This is a genomic window from Vogesella aquatica (assembly GCF_028548455.1).
In the GTDB taxonomy this organism is placed as follows: domain Bacteria; phylum Pseudomonadota; class Gammaproteobacteria; order Burkholderiales; family Chromobacteriaceae; genus Vogesella; species Vogesella aquatica.
The window spans coordinates 100734-122634 of record NZ_JAQQLF010000008.1; the positions used below are offsets into that span (position 1 = coordinate 100734).

The window sequence follows — 21901 nt, forward strand, 5'->3', positions numbered from 1 at the left end:
GGCAGCGCTTTTTGCTTAACGGTGTCTCGCCGCCTAGAGCGAGTCCAGCTCTTTCATCGGGTCGCCGCCGGACACTGGCACGCGGTACTCTTCGTTGGCCCACTGGCCCAGGTCGATCAAACGGCAGCGTTCGCTGCAAAAAGGGCGGTACGGGCTTTGCGGCCCCCACGGCACAGCTGCCTTGCACTGCGGGCAGGCGATGGTACGTGTTGTTGTCATGGTCAGAACTTGCAATAGGTCAGGGAGAAATCCACGTCATCTTCTACCTGGCGGGCACGAACTTCGCCGGTAGCCGCATGGATGAAACGCACATTGATAGCGTACTTGTTGGCAGACACTTCCGGCACGATCTGCAGGCTACGGTCGAAACCCACACGGATAAGCTGCACAACCTTGCCACCGGACATCTGCTGGAATGCCCCGCGCCGAGCGGTGTAGGGATGGGTTTTACCGCTATCGCGCAGCAGTTTGAGCAGGATGTTGGCCGCAGCGGCGGTGGGCATCAACGGCGCCGCCCAGCGCTGCAGGTCGGCACGGCGCTGCTCGCTATCGTGCTGCAGCCACAAATGATACGACGGCAGATCATACTGGCAAGTACCACCCGGAATGACCGAGCGCTGCTTGATCGCCATCAGCCATTCGTTCTCGCGCAGATGCTGGCCAAACTTGCCGGTAATCTCCAGCAAGCTGGCCATGGTGCGCTCGATTTCCTCCAGCTGCGACTCCAGCGCATCTTGCTGCACGACCGGGTTGTCACGCAGGGCTTCGAGATTCAGCTTCTGCCGCTCCAGCTCTTGCAGCAGGTCAGACTTCAACTCGGTGCGCCCGGCGGCCTCCAGCACCTCGAACAGCGACATCAGCGCAGCGTGGTGCGCATAGCTCTCTTGCTGGGCAATGAAAAACACCAGACGCTGGTATACCTGCTCCAGTCGAAGCAAAGTGCGAGTACGTTCTACTAAGGGAAACTCGAAACTGGTCACAGCAGCTGTCCGTTGATTAGATGTCATGCCGGATCGGCAATGCCAAAGCAGGCTAGATAATAACGATGTTTGGCGGCAACTAGAAGCGCCAGCGCCGCCAGATCGCCATCATTGGGCAATACATCATCCGCCAGGGCCAAACGCTGCTCCCGGGCCATCTGTGCGGCAATGATGGCACGCACCTGCTCCGCCGTCATGCCATTACGCGCCATTACCCGCTCAACCTGCGTGCTGGGGGCACAATCCACCAGCAAACTGCGGGTGATGTACTGCTGGTAACGCTGGCTTTCAAACAGCAAAGGCACCGCCAGCAGACAATACGGTGCGGATAGCGCCGCCAGCTGGCGCAGGCTCTCGGTATGGATCATCGGGTGCAGGATACCTTCCAGCACCTGCCGCTGTGCCGGCTCGGCAAACACCAGATCGCGCATGACGGCGCGATTCATGGCACCGTCAGCCTGCTGCATGCCCGCCCCGAATGCGGCAACGATAGCGGGCATGGCAGCGCCACCCGGTGCGGTCAGCGCGTGGGCTACGCTATCGGTATCGACACAGGGGATTCCATGGCTGGCAAACAGCCTGGCCACGGCACTCTTGCCGCAGCCAATGCCGCCAGTCAGCCCCACTACCGGGCTAGGCACCGGTATACCAAGCCACAATCGGCTTGCCCCAGACAAACGCAATCATGCCGGCCGCCGCCAGATAAGGGCCAAACGGCATGGTCTGGCCACGATCGTGGCGCTGTAGTGCCATCATCAGCAGGCCAAACAGTGCCCCGACCAGCGAAGAGAGCAGCACGACCAGTGGCAGCATGCTCCAACCCAGCCAGGCACCTAATGCGGCCAACAGTTTGAAGTCGCCATAGCCCATGCCCTCTTTACCGGTAGCCAGCTTGAACAACCAGTAAATGCCCCACAGGGTCAGATACCCAGCCATGGCACCCACGACGGCATCCGCCAAGGGCACCGTGACCCCAAGCAAGCTGAATAGCAAGCCGGCCCATAGCAACAATAGCGTCAAGTCATCTGGCAGCAATTGTGTCTTGGCGTCGATCAGCGCCAGCGCCAGCAGCAGCATGCTGAAGCAACATGCGGCCAACCATGGCAGGCCCAGCCCCAGCTGCGCGGCAAAAGCAGCAAACGCCACGCCGGCTACCAGTTCTACCAGCGGATAGCGCCACGCAATGGCCCCGTCGCAGCTGGCACAGCGCCCGCGCTGCCACAGATAGCTCAGCACCGGGATGTTTTGCCAGGCACGGATAGGTGCGTGGCAGTGCACACAGGCGGACGGAGGATAAAAAAGGTTATAGTTGGCCGCAGGCGCTGACTCCTGGCCCTGCAAGGCCGCACACTCTTGCTGCCACTGCTGTTCCAGCATCAATGGCAAACGGTGTATCAGTACATTCAGAAAACTGCCCACCAGCAAACCCAGAACCAGCGCAAAGGCAATCTGCCACGTAGCGGGCAATAACATCAGTTCGTCCAGCATTAGCCCACCACCTGACCCATCTTGAAGATAGGCATGTACATGGCGACCACCAGACCGCCGATCAGCACCCCCAGAATCACCATGATCATCGGCTCCAGCAGGCTGGAAAGCGCGGCGACGGCGTTATCGACCTCTTCTTCGTAGAAGTCCGCTACTTTGTCCAGCATGTCATCCAGGGCACCGGATTCCTCACCGATAGCGGTCATTTGCAGCACCATATTGGGAAAGAGGTTGCTGCGCTGCATGGAAAAGTTCAGCGTGGAACCGGCGCTGACATCGGCCTGGATAATCTTGGTCGCGTCGGCGTACACCTGGTTGCCCGCCGCACCAGCGACCGAATCCAGCGCCTCCACCAACGGCACGCCGGCAGTAAACAGCGTAGACAGTGTGCGAGACCAGCGCGCGATGGTGGCTTTGCGCACGATATCGCCAATAATGGGCACGCGCAGCAGCAAACGGTCTGCACTGACCTGCATGGACGGCGAACGCTTGTAAGCCGTCACCAGCGCCCAGATGGTGCCGCCTATGCCGCCAAAAATCAGCCACCAATACTCGACAAACAAGTCGGACAGCCAGATCACCAGCTGGGTTGGCGCCGGCAAATCGGCACCAAAGCTGGAAAACAGCTCTTTAAAAGCGGGGATGACATAGATCAGGATCACCGCCGTGATCGCAAAGGCGGTAACGATAATGGCCGACGGGTAAATCATTGCCGACTTGATCTTGCCCTTGATGGCAATGATCTTTTCTTTGTAAGTCGCCAGCTTGTCCAGCAGCGAATCCAGCACACCACCGGTTTCACCTGCCGCGATCAGATTACAAAACAGGCTGTCGAAATACACCGGATACTTGCGAAAAGCATCGGCCAGGTTGCTACCCGTTTCCACCTCGGAACGCACATCCAGCAGGATTTTGGTAAAAGCCGCATTGCTATGGCCTTTGGCACTGATATCAAACGCCTGCAATAGCGGCACGCCGGCTTTCATCATGGTGGCCAGCTGCCGCGTAAACAGCGCCACGTCGCGCTCGGTAATACGCTTGCCAAAGCCAGCCCGCTTCTTGCTGACCTTGGTGGCATTGATACCCTGACGGCGCAGCTGCGCTTTGGCCACCGTCTCGGACTCGGCGCGAATCTCGCCACGGATCACCTTGCCTGTCTTGTCCTTGCCCTCCCAGTTCCAGATCGCCGAGGAGGGCTTCTTCAGTGCAGCTTCCGCCATAGTGCCGGTTTACTTTCTGTTATTCGTTGGTAACGGCTTCAATTTCAGTCAGCGAGGTCACCCCCCGCTTTACCTTTAGCAAACCGGAATGGCGTAAATCCACCATGCCTTCTTTTTTGGCCAGATCAGCAATGTCGATAGCGTTACCGTCTGACATGATCAAACGCACCATGGCGTCGGTAATAGGCATCACCTCGTAAATACCAGTACGCCCTTTGTAGCCGGAACCGCGGCACTCATCGCAGCCTACCGGGCCATAAGGCTGCCAGCTGCCATCCAGCTCTTCTTCGGCGAAACCGGCACGCAGCAACGCCTCGTGCGGGATATCTACCGGTTTTTTGCAGTGGTTACACAGTTTACGCGCCAAACGCTGCGCCATGATCAGCAACACCGAGCTGGCAATATTGAACGGTGCCACACCCATGTTCAACAAACGAGTCAACGTCGCCGGCGCATTATTGGTATGCAGCGTAGAAAACACCATGTGGCCGGTCTGGGCGGCCTTAATGGAAATATCCGCTGTTTCAAAGTCGCGAATCTCACCCACCATGATCACATCGGGATCCTGACGCAGGAATGAGCGCAAGGCCGAGGCGAAGGTCAGACCGGCACGCTCGTTCACATTCACCTGGTTGATACCCGGCAAGTTGATCTCTACCGGGTCTTCGGCAGTAGAAATATTGGTATCCGGCTTGTTCAGGATATTCAGGCAGGTATACAGGGAAACCGTCTTACCACTACCCGTCGGCCCGGTCACCAGTACCATGCCGTAGGGTCGCTCAATAGCACGCAACAGCAGCGCTTTCTGGCTGGGCTCAAAGCCTAGCTGCTCGATATCCAGCGACGCCGCCGAGGCATCCAGGATACGCATCACGATTTTCTCGCCATACAGCGTCGGCAGGGTGCTAACGCGAAAGTCTATCGCCTTGGTACTGGAAATCTTCAGTTTCAAACGGCCATCCTGTGGCACGCGCTTTTCGGAAATATCCATGCGCGAGACCACCTTGATACGCGAGGCGATCTTCTCTTTGATCGCCAGCGGCGGCTGCACGATTTCTTTCAGGTTGCCATCGATACGATAACGCACACGGTAAAAGCGCTCGTAGGGCTCGAAATGGATATCAGAGGCCCCTCCGTTAATCGCATCCAGCAAAATCTTGTTCACAAACTTCACGACCGGTGCATCGTCTACGTCCGGCATACCATCCGGCACCGCCTCGGTATCCGGATCGGCAATTTCCAGCTCGCCAAACTCGTCCGCCGCCATGCTGTTGAACGCCGCCACCGCAGCATTTTCGCTATAGCGGCCAACCAGCTTGCCCAATTTGTCGTCTTCTACCACCACCACATCGACGGTCAGGCCGGTCTTGAAGGTAATGGCGTGAAACGCCGCGGTCTGCGTGGGGTCCGATGTACCCACAAACAAACGCGTGCCGCGCTTATACAATGGCAATAAGCGCTTGCCCGCTACCAGTTCATCATCCACTACGCCTTTGGGAAGGCTATCGCTACTGACCGTAGACAAATCCAGCAGGGGTAGACCAAACATACTGCAGGCAAATTTGGCAATCGCCAGCGGTGTCAGCTTTTTGCTGAGTACCAGTTGCTCTACAAAAGTAATACCGGATGCCTGCGCCTGACGCTGGATGCTTTCAGCGTCTTGCACCAGCAGATGTTCGCTTTGCACCAAAGCACGACCGAGACCGGAAATCGAAGCAGCGTCCATAGACATCAGTACTTGAAAGTGAGTTAAGCCAATTATACGACCGAAGCCGTCAGGCATCAGCAAGCATTGTGTACTTTACTGCAAAGCCTGCGCTTGTTCAGAAATAAAAAAAGGCTGCCGAAGCAGCCTTTCTACAGTCAAACCGTTTGCAAGAAACGATTAGAACTTGGTACCCAGGTAAACTGTTGCGGTGCGCTTATCAGCAGTTGCCGGAGCATCAAAGTTAGCCTTAGCAAGTTCAACACCAGTACGGGTGCGCTTGGACAGTGCGTATTCTACGCCCAGAGCGTAAGCTTTGTGACCGTCGTTAGCAGTAGCGCCGTTGGTCTTAGAGTCACCTTCGCGCCAGTAGCCAAATTTCGGCGTTACATTACCCATGGCGTAGGAAGCAGCTACACCCCAGCCTTTAACTTTGGTATTGGTAGATTGGTTTTTGCCAGTAGCGTAACCAGCTTGCAGGGTCAGAGCATCCAGACCAACGGAAGCGTTCAGCTCGTGCAGTTTGTTTTTCTGGCCTTGGGCGTTCAGTTTCTCGCTCAGGTTGTCGTAAGACAGGGATACGGCACCAATTTCGTAAGCCAGGCTCACTGCATCAGCGTATTGTTTGGCTTGCTCGTTAGCGGAGCTGGAACCGAAGGAGTGCTGAACGGTAGCGGAGAAGCCAGCCACTGTTGGAGCCTTGTAGGATACAGTGTTGTTGTAGCGGGTACCTTGATCGTAAACAGCCGATTCAAAAGTAGCGCTATTGTTTTCGAAGATGGCCATGGCGCCAGAATTCGGCATCAGGTAGATGTTACCAGCGGTAACGCGACCGAAGGAACCATCCAGACCTACATAGGAGTCACGACCGGCCCACAGGTTATCACGGGCGTTATCGGATTGAGCGGACAGGTTGATACGGCTGGCGATTTGCCAAACTGCTTTCAGGCCATTGCCCAGATCGTCGGAGCCGGCAAATTTGATTTCACCGTTAGTGCGGTTTTCAGTGTTAACCGAACCTTTGCCAGTTGCTTTGGTGTTAACGATACCAACAGCCAGATTACCAGAGATGGTTACGTCAGCCATTGCAGCAGCCGGCAGAGCAGCCAGAGTAGCCAGTACGATCAGCTTCTTCATGTGTGTTCCTTTCGAGGTCATGTACACTGCCCGATAAGTAGCCGGCACGTTTTGTGGGTGCCGGGCGGGCTGTCTTGACCACCGGTTAACCGGCGGTATCTGGACTGGAATATAAATGCACCGTTGCAAAAAAACAAAGCTTTAGTGAGGTTTTTTTGGTCACTGCAGTTTGTATACAAGCAAGAATGCAACACTAAGCATTTGTTTTTTATGGAAATTACCGATTTTGCAATAGTTGTACACTAGCAACAGAAAACATACTCCCCACGCAAGCTGTTGCGTTTGCCACACAAGAACAACCAAACATGACTCTATCGAAATCACTGATCTGGTTCCGGCGCGACTTGCGCCTGGCCGATAACGCCGCCCTGCTCGAGGCATGCAATCACACCGACGTGGTCTATGGCGTATTCGTGTTTGACAGCACGATTCTGACGCAATTGCCGCGGGATGATGCGCGGCTGGGGTTTATCCACCATGCTGTTGGCGAGCTCAAACAGGCGCTGCAAGCGCGTGGCGGCGATCTTTTAGTGTTACACGGCGACCCGGCGGTGCTGATCCCCGCTCAAGCGCAAGCTCTGGGCTGCCAAACCGTTTACGCCAATCGCGACTACGAGCCCTACGCGCGCAGCCGGGATGCGCAGGTGGCCAACAGTCTGACAGCTGCGGGTAGTGCACTGGTTTTGTGCAAAGATCAGGTGATTTTTGAATGCGACGAACTACTGACCGGCCAGAACAAGCCCTACACAGTGTTTACGCCATACATGCGCGCCTGGCGCAAGCGCTTTCATAGCAGCCTCGCCCTGCCCTACCCGGATACGGGCAAAGCACAGTGGCACAAGTCTGGGGAAGACTTATCACCGATGCCAACACTGAGCGAGCTCGGTTTTGGTGAAGCATCGATCACCCCGGCCGCAAAACCTGGCCGGGAGGCCGGGCTAGACTTGCTGGCTCGCTTTACCCGTAAACTGCCGCATTACCATACCCTGCGCGACTTTCCAGGTGAGCCTGGTGTGTCCGGCCTGTCTGTTCACCTACGCTTTGGCACCGTATCAGTACGCGAAGCGGTATCTCTGGCCATTTCACAAGAGAACGAAGGTGCCAGCTGCTGGCTGAACGAGCTGATCTGGCGCGAGTTTTACCAGCAACTACTGTGGCACTACCCGCAAGCGGCCCACGAAAGCTTCAAGCCTGCGTATCGCGCATTGCAATTTCCGGGGGAGCCGCACTGGTTCGAGGCCTGGTGCGAAGGGCGCACAGGTTACCCTATCGTAGATGCCGCCATGTGCCAGCTTAACCAGACCGGCTATATGCACAACCGGCTGCGCATGATTGTGGCCAGTTTCCTGGTAAAAGACCTGTTGATCGACTGGCGCTGGGGCGAGGCCTACTTTGCCGCCAAGCTGATGGATTTTGACCTTGCAGCCAACAATGGTGGCTGGCAGTGGGCGGCCTCTACCGGCTGTGATGCGCAGCCTTACTTCCGTATCTTCAACCCGGTTAGCCAGTCGGAAAAGTTTGATCCTGAGGGGAAATTCATCCGCCGCTACCTGCCACAGTTGGCCGCACTGGATAACAAGAGTATCCACGCGCCATGGCTGGCCAAGCAGCTACCACTGGGCTTTGTACTGGGCCAAACGTACCCGGCGCCGATTGTGGATCACGCCATTCAACGCGAGCACGCACTGGCATTATTTGGCAAACAGAGCTAGCGCCAACCAGCTACGGTTCACCATGCGGCAACAGCTTGTACGGCATAACAAAAAGCCCGGCATGCCGGGCTTTTGTCAGGACACATACATATCAGGGCTTTTTGGCGGCAGGCACAGGCGCTGCGGGTGCCGCAGCCTTGGCCTGCTTGCTTGCTTGTTGCGCCGCAGCAGTTGCTGTTGCTGTTGCACCTTTAGCAGCTACTTTGGCGGCGGCAGGGTTGGCACTGCCGCTGACAGCCAGATCAGCCTTGAGCTTCTCTACCGTTTTCTCGCCAATACCAGGTACGTTCACCAGATCAGCCTGGCTTTTGAAAGGCCCGTTCTTGGCACGATAGTCAATAATGGCCTTGGCTTTTACCGGGCCAATCCCCTTCAGGGTCTCCAGTTCTTGCTGAGTCGCGGTATTGATGTTGACCGCGGCCAGGGCGGCTACCGACATCAGCATGGCAAACAGGCCAATAATCCATTTCTTCATAACTACTCCTTATAGAAACATGTGATTACGGCACAAATGCCTGCCGCTGAGCCAATATGCCAAAAGCTCAATAGCGGTGTAAAACAAACTCCAGAACTATTTTGCTACCGATATAGCCAAAAAGTAACAGTGCAAAACCGGCCAGCGTCCAGCGTATGGCCAAGCGGCCGCGCCAGCCGTGCAGCTTGCGGCCAACTAGCAGGCCACCAAACACCAGCCACGATAAAAAACCGAAAATGACTTTATGGTTCAGCGGTACCGCACGACCAAAGACTTCTTCAGCAAAAAACACACCACTGGCCAGACTGCAAGTCAGCAAGATAAAGCCGGTGCCCAGGGTCTGGAACATCAGGTTTTCCAGTACCAGCAGTGGTGGCATCTGCCGGGCCAGGGCAAAACGCCGGTGATGCAAGGCACGCTCTTGCACCAGCATCAGGACGGCCAGCAAGGCACCGACCGCGAAGAGGCTGTACGCCAGCAGGGACACCAGCAAATGCAGCATGAACGCCAGATTATCAATGGCGTACAGCGTGTGCGGAATAGGCAGAACTTCGGCCATCAGGACAGCTATGGCAGCCAAAGGCACCAAAAATATCTGCAAACCTTCCATGCGGGCAAAGTAGCTGCCAGTCCAGAAAATCAGCAGCATGATCCAGCTCAGCAGTGACAGCACCGACCCGACACCAAGCCGTACACCACCATCGTGCAGTACAGGCATAGCCAATATGGCCGCATGCATTAACAGCAGGATGCCCAGCAGCGAGTGTTCGCTCACCGGCTGGCGCTGCCACGAGGCCACACCGCGCCAGTGCGCCAGGAAATGCCAGGACAGCCCCATATAACCGCAGGCCAGCAGAATTAGCAAAATGAAGAGGAATCCGCTCATGGAATGTGGGAGCTCAACGAACCGGAACCGGGTCGTGGTAAAATGAACGATTGCAGAAGTCTACACCAAGCCGAGAGTGCTTGGCAGACCATAAGGATATCCCATGCTTGACAACCTTACCTCACGCCTCACCAGTGCGCTGAAAACCTTGCGCGGTCAGGCACGGATCTCGGAAACCAATATACAAGACGCCCTGCGCGAAGTGCGCATGGCGCTGCTGGAGGCCGATGTCGCCCTGCCGGTGGTAAAAACCTTCATTAACCAGGTCAAGGAACGGGCACTGGGCCAGGAGGTTCTGGGCAGCCTGACCCCAAGCCAGGCGCTGATCGGCGTGGTGAATGAAGAGCTGGTCAAACTGATGGGCGAGAAGAACGACGCCCTGAACCTGGCCGCCGTGCCGCCTGCCATCATCTTGATGGCAGGCCTGCAGGGGGCCGGTAAAACCACGACGGTGGGCAAGTTGTCCAAGCTGCTGAAAGACACCCAGAAGAAAAAGATTCTGGTGGTCTCTGCCGACGTGTATCGCCCGGCCGCCATCGAGCAGCTGAAAACCCTGGCCGAACAGGTAGGCGTGGAGTGGTTCCCTTCCGCAGGAGACCAAAAACCGCTGGCCATTGCCCAGGCGGCGCTGGACTACGCCAAACGTCACTTCTTTGACGTGCTGATGGTGGATACCGCCGGCCGCTTGGCCATTGACGAAGCCATGATGGCCGAAATCAAGGAGCTGCATGCTTTCCTGAAACCGGTTGAAACCCTGTTTGTGGTGGATGCCATGCAGGGCCAGGATGCTGTCAACACAGCACAGGCTTTTAACGAAGCCCTGCCACTGACTGGCGTAGTACTGACCAAGATGGACGGCGACTCGCGCGGCGGCGCAGCGCTGTCGGTACGCCACATCACCGGCAAACCGATCAAGTTTATCGGTGTGGGCGAAAAAATCAGCGGCCTGGAGCCCTTCCACCCCGATCGTCTGGCCAGCCGTATTCTGGGCATGGGCGATGTGCTATCGCTGATTGAAGACGTGCAGAAAGGCATAGACCAGGACGAAGCCGCCAAGATGGCGAAAAAGCTGAAGTCCGGCAAAGGCTTCGACCTGGAAGACTTCAAGGCCCAGATGCAACAGATGAAAAAAATGGGCGGCATGACCAACCTGCTGGAAAAAATGCCCGGTGAAATCGGCCAATTGGCCAAAGGCGTGCAAGGCGCCGAGGCAGAAAAATCCATGCGCCGCATCGAGGGCATCATCAACTCGATGACCATGGAAGAACGCCGCAAGCCCGAGCTGATCAAAGCCAGCCGCAAACGCCGCATCGCCACCGGCTCCGGCGTGTCAGTACAAGAAGTTAACCGTCTGCTCGCGCAGTTCGAGCAGACACAGAAGATGATGAAAGCCTTTTCTTCCAAAGGCGGCATCATGAAACTGATGAAGGGCATGAAAGGCATGCTGCCGGGCATGTAATCGTTGACAACGGGCGTCGTGTACGCCCGTTTTTCATGTGTAGCAGAAAGCTAGCTGATGCAATTCGATATCGTTGTACTCACCGACAACGCCCTGCTCGCACTGGACGAGCAAGACTGGTACAGCCGTCAGGTCCATCTGGAAGATGGCCTGGTGGCCCGCGCCCTGGAGCAACAAGGGCTGAAGGTTGGCCGCAAAGACTGGGCAGAGCACGGTTATGACTGGGCGCAGTGCCGCGCCGCGGTGTTTCGTACCACCTGGGATTACTTCCACCGCTTTAGCGAGTTTGCCCCCTGGCTGGCCAAAGTCAGCCAGACCACCCGCCTGTTCAACGAGGCCGACCTGATTCACTGGAACCTGGACAAACACTATCTGGCCGATTTGCAACAAGCCGGTATCAATACCGTGCCCACCTGCTATATCGAAGTGGGCGACCAGCGCACACTGGCGCAAGTGATTACCGATAGCGGCTGGCCGGACATCATCCTCAAACCGGTCATTTCCGGCGCTGCGCGCCATACCTACCGGCTGCAGGCCGCCGAGGCCACCGCACTGGAGTGCATCTTTGCCGAGCTCATCCAGCAGGAAAGCATGATGCTGCAACCTTTCCAGCACGCCATCCTGAGCCAGGGCGAGCTGTCGCTGATGGTGATCGACGGCCAGTACACCCATGCCATACGCAAGACAGCCAAAACCGGCGACTTCCGCGTGCAGGACGACCATGGCGGTACCGTGCACCGTTACGAGGCTAGCGCCGAGGAAATCCGCTTCGCCGAAGCTGCGGTGGCCGCCGTACCGTTTGATGTGCTGTACGCCCGGGTGGACATGGTGCGCGATAACCGCGGCCAACTTGCCATCATGGAGCTGGAAATGATTGAACCCGAGCTATTCTTCCGTTTCAAAGCGGAAGCAGCAGACATACTGGCCGCAGGCATTGCGCGCCGGCTGGCAGCCTGAGCCAGCACTGAAGATTTCTTTTTGAAGCAACCGGCCAGCCTGCGCTGGCCAGCAACCTGGAAGCACTGAGTGATGAACCTGACCACGCTGACCGCCCTTTCCCCGCTCGATGGCCGCTATTCCGGCCAAGCCGAACCGCTGCGCACCATCTTCTCCGAATACGGCCTGATGAAAGCCCGTATCAAGGTAGAGCTGGAGTGGCTGAAAATGCTGGCTGCCGAGCCGGGCATCGAGGAGGTAAAGCCGTTCTCTGACGCCACCATCCGCGAAATCGACGATGTCATCGCCAACTTCTCCATCCAGCACGGCGAAGAAGTCAAAGCCATCGAAGCACGCACCAATCACGACGTAAAGGCCATCGAGTACTGGCTGAAAGAGCGCCTGTCCGGCAACCCTGAAGTGATGGCAGCCAGCGAATTCATCCACTTCGCCTGCACCTCGGAAGACATCAACAACCTCAGCCATGCCCTGATGCTGAAAACCGCGCGCAACACCGTGATGCTGCCAGCGCTGGACGAGGTCATCACCAAGCTGAGCCAGCTGGCACACGACCAGGCTGCAGTACCGATGATGTGCCGCACCCACGGCCAACCTGCCACCCCTTCCACCATGGGTAAAGAGCTGGCCAACGTGGTATACCGCCTGAAGCGCCAACGCGAACAGCTGGTAAAACAGGAGCTTCTGGGCAAAATCAACGGCGCCGTGGGCAACTACAACGCCCACATCGTGGCCTACCCGAATGTAGACTGGGAAAGCCTGGCAGGCCGTTTTGTCAGCGGCCTGGGCCTCACCTTCAACCCGTACACCATCCAGATCGAGCCGCACGACTACATGGCCGAGCTGTACCAGACCCTGAGCCGCGTGAATACCATCCTGATCGACCTGGACCGTGATGTCTGGGGCTACATCTCGCTGGGTTACTTCAAGCAGAAAGTGAAGAAAGACGAAGTGGGCAGCTCCACCATGCCGCACAAAGTCAACCCGATCGACTTTGAAAACTCGGAAGGCAACTTTGGCCTGGCCAACGCCATCCTGCAGCATCTGGCGGAAAAACTGCCGGTATCGCGCTGGCAGCGTGACCTGACCGACTCCACCGTGCTGCGTAATATGGGCGTGGGCTTTGGCTACACCCTGCTGGGCTTCAAAGCGCTGATGAAAGGCCTGAACAAGCTGGAAATCAACCCGGCCATGCTGACATCCGACCTGGATGCCACCTGGGAGCTGCTGGCAGAACCGATCCAGACGGTGATGCGCCGCTACGGCGTGCCTAACCCGTACGAGCAGCTGAAAGAGCTGACCCGTGGTAAAGATGGTGTCACTCGCGACACCCTGGCGGCATTCATCAAAGGCCTGGAGATTCCGGAAGCCGAGAAAGTACGCCTGCTGGCCCTGAGCCCGGATAGCTACCTGGGCAAGGCAGAAGAGCTGGCCCGCCGCATCTGATGTCCCTGGCCACCACGCATGCCGTGGTGGCCAGCAAAAGCACAACCCCTGCCGATGTGGAAGGGGTTCTGCTTGCCAGGTCACCTTGGCCTGATCGCTACGGAAAATAAAAAAGCCGTCAATCGTTGATTGACGGCTTTTTTTGAAACTTGGTTGCGGGAGCAGGATTTGAACCTACGACCTTCGGGTTATGAGCCCGACGAGCTACCAGACTGCTCCATCCCGCGACAGAGAGAACGCATAATAGATGATCTCTACAATAACGTCAAGCCTTTTTTATACGTGCCACGCCACCAGGCCAAAATACCATGTCCCCAGGATCACCAGACCAAACGCAATACGGTACCAGGCAAAGACTTCATAGGTATGGTTGGCTACAAATTTGACCAAGGTACGCACCGCCAGCAAAGCACTCAGAAAGGCCGCCACGAAGCCCACGGCAAACATGGGAAAGTCCGCCATGGAGAGCAGGTCACGGTGCTTGTACAGGTCATACACGGTCGCGGCAAACATGGTTGGCACCGCCAGAAAGAAAGAAAACTCGGCTGCCACTTTACGATCCAGACCAAAGAACATGCCACCAATGATGGTAGCGCCAGAGCGGGACGTGCCAGGAATCATGGCGATGACTTGTGCCAAACCAACCTTCAGGGCATCACGGCCACGGATATCATCCACCGTATGGATGCGCGCCACATGCTGACGGCGCTCGGCAAAGAGGATAACCAGGCCACCAATGATCAGCGCCGTTGCCACGCTGACAGGATTAAACAGATGCGCCTTGATCTGTTTGATAAATAGCAAGCCGATCACCGCAGCAGGCAGGAACGCAATCAGCAGGTTGGCCGCAAAGCGTTGTGCCTTTGCATCATGGGTAATACCCGTAGCGAGCGAGACAAAACGTTCCCGGTACTGGAACAGTACCGCCAGAATGGCACCAAACTGGATGGCGATCTCGAAGACTTTGCCTTCATTCTGGAAGTTGATCAGGTCCCCGACCACAATCAGGTGGCCTGTACTGGATACCGGCAGAAACTCGGTCATCCCCTCGACAATACCCAAGAGCAGCGCCTTGGCGAGCAATAAAAAATCCACAGAAAACCTTTTGTACTTAAATAAAGAAAACAGGCCGCCTGTCATGGGGCGGCCTGCTATGGCGGTACCGCTTACTTGCCACGCGCCTTGGTGATCAGCTCATCCACCACCTGCAACAGACGGGCAGGCTCGGCAGCCATGGTAGCGTACTTGCCAGCCACGACAATGGTGGGGGTGCCCTGGATGGCATAGTCGCGGGTCATCTTGCTGGCGCGGCCAACCTGGGCATTGATACCAAACGATTTATACGTCTGCATGAAAGCTGTCACGTTCACGCCAGGCTGCGTGGCAAGCCACTTGCCCAGCGCAGCTTCATCGGCCAGGTTGATCTTTTGCTCCACCATCGCTTTCAGTGCCGGAGCATGCAGTTTGTCCATGCTTTTCGTTGCATTGACCGTGGCAAACAGGCGCGCCAAGGGCTCCATTTGCGCGCCCCACACAATCTGCTCGCGACGGAAACTCACATCTGCCGGCAACCTCTTGGCCCACGGCGCCAATACTGGCTCCAGGTGGTAACAATGCACGCAGTGATAAGAGAAAAACTCGATCACCTCCACCTTGCCAGGCGTCGCCACTTGCTGAGGCTTAGGCAGCACGGTGTAGTCTTTACCTTCCACAATCGCGGCATGGGTAACGCCGGTAAGGGTAAACATCAGGGCAAGCAACCACTTCTTCATGACAGGTCTTTCGTCTTATTTAGCAGGTAATTTTACAAGTGCTGCATCAACACCTTCCTGACGCAGGCGGGCCTTCAGTGCATCCACCTCTTCCTGGCGCTCAAACGGACCGATACGTACCCGGTGCACCAGGCCTTTCTCAGGCAGATTCAGCGACTGTATCTTGGCTTCCACACCCATCAGCGCCAGCTTGGCCTTCATATTGTCAGCATCGCTTTCCGACTGGAATGCACCGGCTTGCAAGAACAGGCGTGGCATGGCCGCAGGCTGCGCGGCATCCGCAGGCTTGCCATCTTGCTGGATAGCCTCCTGCTGGCCAGGAAGAATCTTGTAGAAATCAAAACGCTGGCCATCGGCATCTGCCGGTGCAGGCTTGGCTGGTACTGCAGCAGCAGGCACAGAGGCCGATACGACTGGCGGTACCGGTGCCGTGGCCGGAACAGGCACCGGGGCCGCTGTCGTTGCCAGCTTGGCACCCGGCTCAAGCAGCTCGGCAGCGGGTAAAGAGGCCTCCTCTTTACCCTGCATCTTTTCGAGATTACTGAAAGGGGTAGAGGCACGATTCAGGTACATGGTCATGCCTACGGCAATACCCACACCGACAATTAGCCCTACCAGCACGCCAGTCATCAAACCGCCACTACTCTTGCCAGCTGGCGCACTACGCCCCCCCGCTCGGGAGGTATGCTTCAAATCTCTGTTACTCATAAGCCCACTATATTGATTTTAATCTTGCCAAGCTGGTTACTTGCTCGTACCAAAGCCGGCCAACCCTCGCCGAAACTGTACCGCCTGCAGAATGTGCTGGCGTAACACATCCTGGCTTCCCGCCAGATCAGCCAATGTGCGCGCCACCCGCAAAACACGGTGATACGCACGAGCTGACAAATCAAGCTTTTCCAGCAGCTGGTTAAGCTGCTGCTGCAACGCAGGCGGCAAGGCACAATGCAAAGACAGCTCTGCAGCCTGCAAGCTGGCATTGCTCTTGCCCTGACGCCCCCATTGACGCTGCCTTGCAGCATCGACACGCTCACGCACCTGGGCGCTAGACTCGCCGGCAGGCAAGGTCTGCAACTCGTCGAGCGACAGCGAACCAACCTCTACCATCAAATCAAACCTGTCCAGCAAGGGCCCTGACAGTTTACCTCGATAGCGCAAAACCTGCTCCAGCGTACAACGACAAGTGCGGCGCGCATGACCCAGGTAGCCACAAGGGCAAGGATTCATGGCCGCCAGCAGCTGAAAGTGGGCCGGATAACACACCTGGCGCGCAGCACGGGATATATGAATCTCTCCGGTCTCCAGAGGTTCCCGCAGCACCTCCAACACTTTGCGGTCAAACTCGGGCAACTCATCCAGAAACAGCACACCATGATGTGCCAGGGTAATCTCCCCCGGGCGCGGGTCTGGCCCGCCGCCCACCAATGCCACGGCAGAGGCAGTATGATGCGGGTGCCGGTAGGGTCTGATGCACCAAGAACGCACATCAAAGCCCTGACTGCCCAAGGACTGAACTGCCGCACTTTCCAGCGCCTCATCTTGGCTCATGGCCGGTAAAATACCGGGCAGGCGTGCGGCCAACATGGACTTCCCGGTACCGGGTGGCCCCTGCATCAACAGGCTATGCCCACCTGCCGCCGCAACTTCCAACGCCAGTTTGGGCAGCCCCTGCCCTTTTACCTCGTCCAGATCCGGATACACGGCCTGGTTTTGCCAAGATGAGGAAAACGCACTGCGCGCCAGCAGACAAATACCTGACAGGTGTGCACACACCTCTGCCAGGCTATCCGCCGCATAAATTTCCACCCCTTGCACCAAGGATGCCTCTATTGCACTACTTCTGGGCAGAATGAAATGCCGGCCGCCACCACGCGCTGCCGCGACCATGGCCAATGCACCACGAACAGGCCTCAGCTCCCCGCCCAGCCCCAGCTCACCGGCTAACTCGTAACGGGACAAAACATCTAGCGGCAGCTGGCCATCGGCGGCCAACAATGCCACAGCAATGGGTAAATCAAAACGGCCCGACTCTTTCGGCAAATCGGCTGGAGCCAGATTCACCGTAATACGACGGGCCGGAAAATCAAAGCCGGACTGGATAATTGCTGCGCGTACCCGTTCGCGACTTTCCTTCACCTCGGTATCCGGCAACCCGACCAAGGTAAAGGCGGGCAAGCCATTTGCCAGGTGCGCTTCAACCGCCACTTCCGGTGCACTGACCCCGGCAAGCGCACGGCTCAGGCAAACCGCGAGCGACATGCCGATCTAGCTAGGGTCGGCCTGCGAATCCGTAGCGGCCGGCGTGGCATCCAGGGCTTCCAGCGCGATCAGGCGACGCTCCAGCGCGGTCAGCTGGGCACGCGTTTGCGCCAGCACTTCCTGCTGGATATCAAACTCCTCGCGCGTCACCAGATCCATACGGCTAAACGTGGCTGCCATCATGGCTTTCACGTTCTTTTCCAGATCTTTAGCCGGGCTGGCCGCGATGGTTTCGGAGATTTTATTGCTGATTTCGTCGAACAGTTTCTGACTAAGCATGATGACGCCTTGACTTTGGCATGATGAATGCAGGGCAGTTTAGCAAAAAGCGCCCTCCCCTGCATAAGCGCAAACGCACCATTAGCGGGCAAGCCCCGCTCAAACCATGCAACATTGCAAAAACATATCGAATACAAAAGTTAAATCCGCCACAACCAATTGAAATATAAAACAAATGTTACTCTGGCACAGTTCATGCATAGGCAAATTTGTCACACTCACTCATTACTGAGCACCTAGGAGCCAACATGAAACTGGTCAGCGCCATTATCAAGCCCTTCAAGCTTGACGAAGTCCGTGAAGCCCTTTCCGCCATCGGCGTGCAAGGTATTACCGTTACCGAAGTGAAAGGTTTTGGCCGCCAGAAAGGTCACACCGAGTTATACCGTGGCGCAGAATACGTCGTGGACTTTCTGCCCAAGGTCAAACTGGAGATTGCCATTAGCAACGAACAGCTGGATCAGGTGGTGGAAGCCATTGAAACAGCAGCCCGTACCGGCAAAATCGGCGACGGCAAGATTTTTGTCTACGACCTGGAGCAAGTGGTTCGTATCCGTACCGGTGAAACTGGCGCCGACGCCGTTTAAGCCCCTGCTGAAAGGACAATAACATGAGCAAGAAACTACTCTCGCTGGCTGCATTCGGCACTTTATGCGCTGCCTTCCCGGCGCTGGCTGATGGCGCTCCCGCCCTGGTGGAAAGCAAGGTGATCAGCGCAGGCGACACCGCCTGGATGATGACCTCTACCGCGCTGGTACTGTTCATGACCATCCCTGGCCTGGCGCTGTTCTACGCCGGCATGGTGCGCAAGAAAAACGTGCTGGCCACCCTGATGCAGAGCTTTGCTATCTGCGCGCTGATTACCGTGCTGTGGACCGTGGTGGGCTACAGCCTGGCATTTACCCCAGGCAACAGCCTGATTGGCGGCTTGGATCGCATCCTGCTGGACGGCATGCTCTACCTGAAAGATGAAGGCAAGCTGACCGTACACCCGTTGGCTGGCACCATCCCGGAAGCCGTATTCATGATCTTCCAGATGACCTTTGCCATTATCACGCCAGCACTGATTACCGGGGCCTTTGCCGAACGCATGAAGTTTTCCACCATGCTGGTCTTCATGGCGCTGTGGTCTCTGCTGGTTTATGTGCCGGTAGCCCACTGGGTATGGGCACCCGGCGGCTGGATGTTTGACCACGGCGTGCTGGACTTTGCTGGCGGTACGGTGGTCCACATCAACGCGGGTATTGCCGGTCTGGTAGCCGCACTGGTTCTGGGCAAACGTGTCGGTTTTGGCCGCGAAGCCATGCCCCCGCACAACCTGGTACTGACGCTGGTCGGCGCATCCATGCTATGGGTTGGCTGGTTCGGTTTCAACGCCGGCTCCGCAGTAGCCGCTGATGGCCGTGCCGCCATGGCCATGGTGGTGACCCAGGTTGCTACCGGCATGGCCGCCCTGTCTTGGATGGCTGCCGAGTGGATCGCCAAAGGCAAGCCTTCGGTGCTGGGTATCGTATCCGGTGCAGTTGCAGGCCTGGTAGCTATCACCCCCGCCGCGGGCTTTGTCGATGCAAAAGGCGCGCTGGCAATTGGCCTGATCTCTGGCGCCGTGTGCTACTGGAGCGCAACCTCGCTGAAACACATGCTGAAGTACGACGATTCACTGGATGCCTTTGGCGTGCATGGTGTAGGCGGCATCGTTGGTGCACTGCTGACAGGTATCTTTGCTGTGAAAGAAATCGGTGGCGTGGAAGGCAATTTGATGACCCAAGCAGTAGGCGTAGGCGCTACCGTAGTGTATTGCGCTATCGTGACCTTTATCCTGCTGAAACTGCTGGATATGGTAATGGGGCTGCGAGTGAGCGAAGAAGAAGAGCGCGAAGGCCTGGATGTGGTACTACATGGCGAGCGCGTAGAGTAAGTGACCATGCCAGGCTTCGTGCCTGGTTGCAAAATAAAACCGCCCGGGTTTACCGGGCGGTTTTTTCATGAGCACGTGGTTTAGTTGCGACGCCCGGGGAACGTGATGACCTTCGCCCCTTGCGGTACAGCATCGGTCGCAGGCTCGATTGGGCTAGGCACCACCCCGGGAGCGGCTGACGGACGCACCGCCGTGTCGGCGAGCTTCTCCAGCTCAAAGCCCATACCTTCGCCAGAATCGCGCGAAAAGATGGACAGCACATTGCCAACAGGCACCCAGATTTCACGCGAGATACCACCAAAGCGCGCCGAAAAAGAGATCCAGTCATTTTCGATGCTCAAGCCTTGCGTAGCCCCGTAGCCAACATTGAGTACGATCTCGTTGTTCTTCACAAACTCCATCGGCACCTGCACGTTCTCGTCGACCCACACCACCATATAAGGTGTCTGCCCCTGATCGGTGCACCACTGATGAATGGCACGAATCAGATAGGGCCTGGTACTGGCTGTCATGGGGAACTCCTCTGCTGGCAATATGAAAACAGGCCAGCTAGCTCTATGGCAGCAACCCTGCCACAAAGCCTAGCCGGCCTGCCTGGTAATGCAATTACTTGCGCATGGCCTTTTCTGCAGGCGTCAGCGAGTCGATGAACGACTGGCGCTGGAACAGGCGCTCGGCGTATTTCAGGATAGGGGCAGCATTTTTGCCCAAGTCCACACCGTAGTGCTCCAGGCGCCACATCAGCGGCGCGATGGCTACGTCGATCATGGAGAACTCGTCACCCAGCATGAACTTCTGCTTGGCAAAAATCGGGGCGATGGTCACCAGGCCGTCACGAATGGCTTCGCGGGCTTTATTGGCTTCCTTGCCGCTGGCACCGTTTTCCAGTGTTTTCACGTGCACAAACAGCTCTTGCTCGAAACGGAACAGGAACAGGCGGGCACGCGCGCGCATCACCGGGTCTGCCGGCATCAGCTGCGGGTGCGGGAAACGCTCGTCGATGTATTCGTTGATGATATTGGATTCATGAAGAATCAGGTCGCGTTCTACCAGCACCGGAACCTCGTTATACGGGTTCATCACGGCCAGATCTTCAGGCTTGTTGTGAATATCCACATCAATGATCTCGAAGTCCATGCCCTTCTCGAACAACACGATGCGACAGCGTTGGCTGAAAGGACAAGTACTACCAGAGTAAAGGGTCATCATGAGGCATTCATTCCTTAAACAGGCTTGTTGATCAAATAACGTGCAATTCTAGCACCTTTGGCCTATCACTTTCCACAAAAGTTGCATAAGTCAATGAATAAAAAGAGAAATATCAAAAAACAACCCGCAACAAAACAGGAAAACACACTCGGGCGAGCTCAATGCAAAAACCCCCTTCGCGAACGAAGGGGGTTTGGCTGGCAGCATCAAGCCGCCTCACTTGGCACATGGCCTAGTGGATGTCTTTCCAGTATTCCTTTTTCAGGAAGTAGGCGAAAGGCAGCAGCAACAGGAACAGGTACAGCAGCACGGTGTAACCCACCTGATGACGCTTCACCTGCACCGGCTCACCGATATAAACCAGGAAGTTGGTCAAGTCGGCCATGCGCTTGTCAAACTCGGCGGTATTGGCTTTGCCGTTTTCCAGCTTGGTCAGCGTACCGGCTTTCACCAGCTCCAGTTTGTGCTCTTCATGACCATCTGCGCCTTTATGGGTGTGCAGCTCTTGCTCGCCCTGCCATTCCCACAGGATGTGCGGCATGCCCACCTTGTCGAATACCAGGTTGTTCCAGCCGGTTGGGCGGCTAGGGTCACGGTAGAAGCCACGCAGGTAGCCATACAGGTAGTCGGCACCACGCGAACGCGCAATCACGGACAAGTCCGGTGGTGTTGCGCCAAACCAGTTCTTGGCATCTTTCTTGTCCATGGCTACGTTCATTTGCTCACCGATCTTGTCGGTAGCGAACATCAGGTTGGACTTGATCTGCTCTTCGGAAAGGCCAATGTCAGCCAGACGGTTGTAGCGCATGGCGCTGGCCGAATGGCAGGACAGGCAGTAGTTCACAAAGGTCTGTGCGCCACGCTGCAAGCTTTCGGTATCCTGAATGTTGATCGGTGCTTTTTCCAGGGCAGGACCTTCGGAAGAAGCAAACGCACCAACAGCAGGAACCATGAGGGCTACGGCGGCAACCAGTTGACGGATAGTCTTGTTCATAGTGCCCC

At 56.7% G+C, this 21901-nt stretch carries 23 protein-coding genes and 1 tRNA gene; 6 read left to right on the plus strand and 18 right to left on the minus strand.

Annotated features, from left to right (window positions below):
- Nucleotides 1-33: 33 nt before the first annotated feature.
- From yacG to PQU95_RS07780, 7 genes are all read right to left on the minus strand, one after another.
- Nucleotides 34-219: a DNA gyrase inhibitor YacG gene (yacG, locus tag PQU95_RS07750; RefSeq protein ID WP_272751461.1), complete on the minus strand. Its 186-nt coding sequence runs from the start codon at nt 217-219 to the stop codon at nt 34-36.
- 2 nt (nt 220-221) lie between these two features.
- Nucleotides 222-1007 (minus strand): cell division protein ZapD, encoded by a 786-nt coding sequence (zapD, locus tag PQU95_RS07755; RefSeq protein WP_272751462.1) that lies wholly within the window; start codon nt 1005-1007, stop codon nt 222-224.
- On the minus strand, nt 1004-1621 hold the full coding sequence (gene coaE, locus PQU95_RS07760; protein ID WP_272751463.1) for a dephospho-CoA kinase: 618 nt from the start codon (nt 1619-1621) through the stop codon (nt 1004-1006). The genes zapD and coaE overlap by 4 nt, the downstream gene beginning before the upstream one ends.
- Nucleotides 1614-2468, minus strand: coding sequence for a prepilin peptidase (locus tag PQU95_RS07765; RefSeq protein WP_272751464.1), 855 nt, complete (start codon nt 2466-2468; stop codon nt 1614-1616). The genes coaE and PQU95_RS07765 overlap by 8 nt, the downstream gene beginning before the upstream one ends.
- Nucleotides 2468-3688, minus strand: coding sequence for a type II secretion system F family protein (locus PQU95_RS07770; RefSeq protein WP_272751465.1), 1221 nt, complete (start codon nt 3686-3688; stop codon nt 2468-2470). The genes PQU95_RS07765 and PQU95_RS07770 overlap by 1 nt, the downstream gene beginning before the upstream one ends.
- Before the next feature lie 19 nt (nt 3689-3707).
- On the minus strand, nt 3708-5420 hold the full coding sequence (pilB, locus tag PQU95_RS07775) for a type IV-A pilus assembly ATPase PilB (RefSeq protein WP_373321383.1): 1713 nt from the start codon (nt 5418-5420) through the stop codon (nt 3708-3710).
- A 153-nt stretch (nt 5421-5573) separates the two neighbouring features.
- On the minus strand, nt 5574-6530 hold the full coding sequence (locus tag PQU95_RS07780) for a porin (RefSeq protein WP_272751466.1): 957 nt from the start codon (nt 6528-6530) through the stop codon (nt 5574-5576).
- 305 nt (nt 6531-6835) lie between these two features.
- On the opposite strand from PQU95_RS07780, the gene PQU95_RS07785 reads away from it, so the two are divergent.
- Complete coding sequence (locus tag PQU95_RS07785; RefSeq protein WP_272751467.1) at nt 6836-8242, plus strand: cryptochrome/photolyase family protein; 1407 nt, start codon at nt 6836-6838, stop codon at nt 8240-8242.
- Nucleotides 8243-8333: 91 nt separating this feature from the next.
- Here the strand turns inward: PQU95_RS07785 and PQU95_RS07790 are convergent, their stop codons facing one another.
- Both PQU95_RS07790 and PQU95_RS07795 read right to left on the minus strand, forming a co-directional pair.
- A complete protein-coding gene (locus PQU95_RS07790) occupies nt 8334-8687 on the minus strand; it encodes a ComEA family DNA-binding protein (RefSeq protein WP_272751468.1) in 354 nt (117 codons plus the stop codon).
- A 97-nt stretch (nt 8688-8784) separates the two neighbouring features.
- Nucleotides 8785-9603, minus strand: a complete 819-nt coding sequence (locus tag PQU95_RS07795; protein ID WP_272751469.1) for a cytochrome C assembly family protein — start codon at nt 9601-9603, stop codon at nt 8785-8787.
- A gap of 103 nt (nt 9604-9706) precedes the next feature.
- On the opposite strand from PQU95_RS07795, the gene ffh reads away from it, so the two are divergent.
- From ffh to purB, 3 genes are all read left to right on the plus strand, one after another.
- Nucleotides 9707-11062 (plus strand): signal recognition particle protein, encoded by a 1356-nt coding sequence (ffh, locus tag PQU95_RS07800; protein ID WP_272751470.1) that lies wholly within the window; start codon nt 9707-9709, stop codon nt 11060-11062.
- 57 nt (nt 11063-11119) lie between these two features.
- Complete coding sequence (locus tag PQU95_RS07805; RefSeq protein WP_272751471.1) at nt 11120-12019, plus strand: ATP-grasp domain-containing protein; 900 nt, start codon at nt 11120-11122, stop codon at nt 12017-12019.
- A 72-nt stretch (nt 12020-12091) separates the two neighbouring features.
- Nucleotides 12092-13462, plus strand: a complete 1371-nt coding sequence (gene purB, locus PQU95_RS07810) for an adenylosuccinate lyase (RefSeq protein WP_272751542.1) — start codon at nt 12092-12094, stop codon at nt 13460-13462.
- 150 nt (nt 13463-13612) lie between these two features.
- On the opposite strand, the gene PQU95_RS07815 is transcribed toward purB, so the two are convergent.
- From PQU95_RS07815 to PQU95_RS07840, 6 genes are all read right to left on the minus strand, one after another.
- Nucleotides 13613-13689, minus strand: a tRNA-Met gene (locus PQU95_RS07815).
- A 49-nt stretch (nt 13690-13738) separates the two neighbouring features.
- Nucleotides 13739-14557, minus strand: coding sequence for an undecaprenyl-diphosphate phosphatase (locus tag PQU95_RS07820; protein ID WP_272751543.1), 819 nt, complete (start codon nt 14555-14557; stop codon nt 13739-13741).
- Nucleotides 14558-14628: 71 nt separating this feature from the next.
- Nucleotides 14629-15234 (minus strand): thiol:disulfide interchange protein DsbA/DsbL, encoded by a 606-nt coding sequence (locus PQU95_RS07825; RefSeq protein ID WP_272751472.1) that lies wholly within the window; start codon nt 15232-15234, stop codon nt 14629-14631.
- Between the two features lie 15 nt (nt 15235-15249).
- Complete coding sequence (locus tag PQU95_RS07830; protein WP_272751473.1) at nt 15250-15864, minus strand: SPOR domain-containing protein; 615 nt, start codon at nt 15862-15864, stop codon at nt 15250-15252.
- A gap of 114 nt (nt 15865-15978) precedes the next feature.
- On the minus strand, nt 15979-17493 hold the full coding sequence (locus PQU95_RS07835) for a YifB family Mg chelatase-like AAA ATPase (RefSeq protein WP_272751474.1): 1515 nt from the start codon (nt 17491-17493) through the stop codon (nt 15979-15981).
- A gap of 6 nt (nt 17494-17499) precedes the next feature.
- Nucleotides 17500-17772, minus strand: coding sequence for an accessory factor UbiK family protein (locus PQU95_RS07840; protein ID WP_272751475.1), 273 nt, complete (start codon nt 17770-17772; stop codon nt 17500-17502).
- Nucleotides 17773-18020: 248 nt separating this feature from the next.
- Here PQU95_RS07840 and glnK point away from each other — a divergent pair, with 248 nt between their 5' ends.
- Both glnK and PQU95_RS07850 read left to right on the plus strand, forming a co-directional pair.
- The gene (gene glnK, locus PQU95_RS07845; protein WP_017510221.1) at nt 18021-18359 is read left to right on the plus strand and encodes a P-II family nitrogen regulator; all 339 of its coding nucleotides are present in this window, start codon (nt 18021-18023) and stop codon (nt 18357-18359) included.
- Nucleotides 18360-18382: 23 nt separating this feature from the next.
- Complete coding sequence (locus PQU95_RS07850; protein WP_272751476.1) at nt 18383-19690, plus strand: ammonium transporter; 1308 nt, start codon at nt 18383-18385, stop codon at nt 19688-19690.
- 80 nt (nt 19691-19770) lie between these two features.
- Here PQU95_RS07850 and PQU95_RS07855 read toward each other — a convergent pair whose 3' ends face one another.
- From PQU95_RS07855 to PQU95_RS07865, 3 genes are all read right to left on the minus strand, one after another.
- Nucleotides 19771-20202, minus strand: coding sequence for a ClpXP protease specificity-enhancing factor (locus PQU95_RS07855; protein WP_272751477.1), 432 nt, complete (start codon nt 20200-20202; stop codon nt 19771-19773).
- Between the two features lie 94 nt (nt 20203-20296).
- Nucleotides 20297-20899 (minus strand): glutathione S-transferase N-terminal domain-containing protein, encoded by a 603-nt coding sequence (locus PQU95_RS07860; protein WP_026108187.1) that lies wholly within the window; start codon nt 20897-20899, stop codon nt 20297-20299.
- Nucleotides 20900-21131: 232 nt separating this feature from the next.
- Complete coding sequence (locus tag PQU95_RS07865) at nt 21132-21893, minus strand: cytochrome c1 (RefSeq protein ID WP_272751478.1); 762 nt, start codon at nt 21891-21893, stop codon at nt 21132-21134.
- Nucleotides 21894-21901: the final 8 nt, after the last annotated feature.

Bases quoted from the DNA above. Each gene is read 5' to 3' on its own strand.
- PQU95_RS07780 (WP_272751466.1), bottom strand. From the start codon at position 6,530: ATGAAGAAGCTGATCGTACTGGCTACTCTGGCTGCTCTGCCGGCTGCT.
- PQU95_RS07865 (WP_272751478.1), bottom strand. From the start codon at position 21,893: ATGAACAAGACTATCCGTCAACTGGTTGCCGCCGTAGCCCTCATGGTT.
- PQU95_RS07850 (WP_272751476.1), top strand. From the start codon at position 18,383: ATGAGCAAGAAACTACTCTCGCTGGCTGCATTCGGCACTTTATGCGCT.
- PQU95_RS07765 (WP_272751464.1), bottom strand. From the start codon at position 2,468: ATGCTGGACGAACTGATGTTATTGCCCGCTACGTGGCAGATTGCCTTT.
- PQU95_RS07790 (WP_272751468.1), bottom strand. From the start codon at position 8,687: ATGCTGATGTCGGTAGCCGCCCTGGCCGCGGTCAACATCAATACCGCG.
- PQU95_RS07855 (WP_272751477.1), bottom strand. From the start codon at position 20,202: ATGACAGCCAGTACCAGGCCCTATCTGATTCGTGCCATTCATCAGTGG.
- ffh (WP_272751470.1), top strand. From the start codon at position 9,707: ATGCTTGACAACCTTACCTCACGCCTCACCAGTGCGCTGAAAACCTTG.
- yacG (WP_272751461.1), bottom strand. From the start codon at position 219: ATGACAACAACACGTACCATCGCCTGCCCGCAGTGCAAGGCAGCTGTG.
- PQU95_RS07825 (WP_272751472.1), bottom strand. From the start codon at position 15,234: ATGAAGAAGTGGTTGCTTGCCCTGATGTTTACCCTTACCGGCGTTACC.
- PQU95_RS07805 (WP_272751471.1), top strand. From the start codon at position 11,120: ATGCAATTCGATATCGTTGTACTCACCGACAACGCCCTGCTCGCACTG.
- PQU95_RS07860 (WP_026108187.1), bottom strand. From the start codon at position 20,899: ATGATGACCCTTTACTCTGGTAGTACTTGTCCTTTCAGCCAACGCTGT.
- zapD (WP_272751462.1), bottom strand. From the start codon at position 1,007: ATGACATCTAATCAACGGACAGCTGCTGTGACCAGTTTCGAGTTTCCC.
- pilB (WP_373321383.1), bottom strand. From the start codon at position 5,420: ATGTCTATGGACGCTGCTTCGATTTCCGGTCTCGGTCGTGCTTTGGTG.
- PQU95_RS07795 (WP_272751469.1), bottom strand. From the start codon at position 9,603: ATGAGCGGATTCCTCTTCATTTTGCTAATTCTGCTGGCCTGCGGTTAT.
- PQU95_RS07830 (WP_272751473.1), bottom strand. From the start codon at position 15,864: ATGACTGGCGTGCTGGTAGGGCTAATTGTCGGTGTGGGTATTGCCGTA.
- PQU95_RS07835 (WP_272751474.1), bottom strand. From the start codon at position 17,493: ATGTCGCTCGCGGTTTGCCTGAGCCGTGCGCTTGCCGGGGTCAGTGCA.
- PQU95_RS07770 (WP_272751465.1), bottom strand. From the start codon at position 3,688: ATGGCGGAAGCTGCACTGAAGAAGCCCTCCTCGGCGATCTGGAACTGG.
- PQU95_RS07840 (WP_272751475.1), bottom strand. From the start codon at position 17,772: ATGCTTAGTCAGAAACTGTTCGACGAAATCAGCAATAAAATCTCCGAA.
- PQU95_RS07785 (WP_272751467.1), top strand. From the start codon at position 6,836: ATGACTCTATCGAAATCACTGATCTGGTTCCGGCGCGACTTGCGCCTG.
- purB (WP_272751542.1), top strand. From the start codon at position 12,092: ATGAACCTGACCACGCTGACCGCCCTTTCCCCGCTCGATGGCCGCTAT.
- glnK (WP_017510221.1), top strand. From the start codon at position 18,021: ATGAAACTGGTCAGCGCCATTATCAAGCCCTTCAAGCTTGACGAAGTC.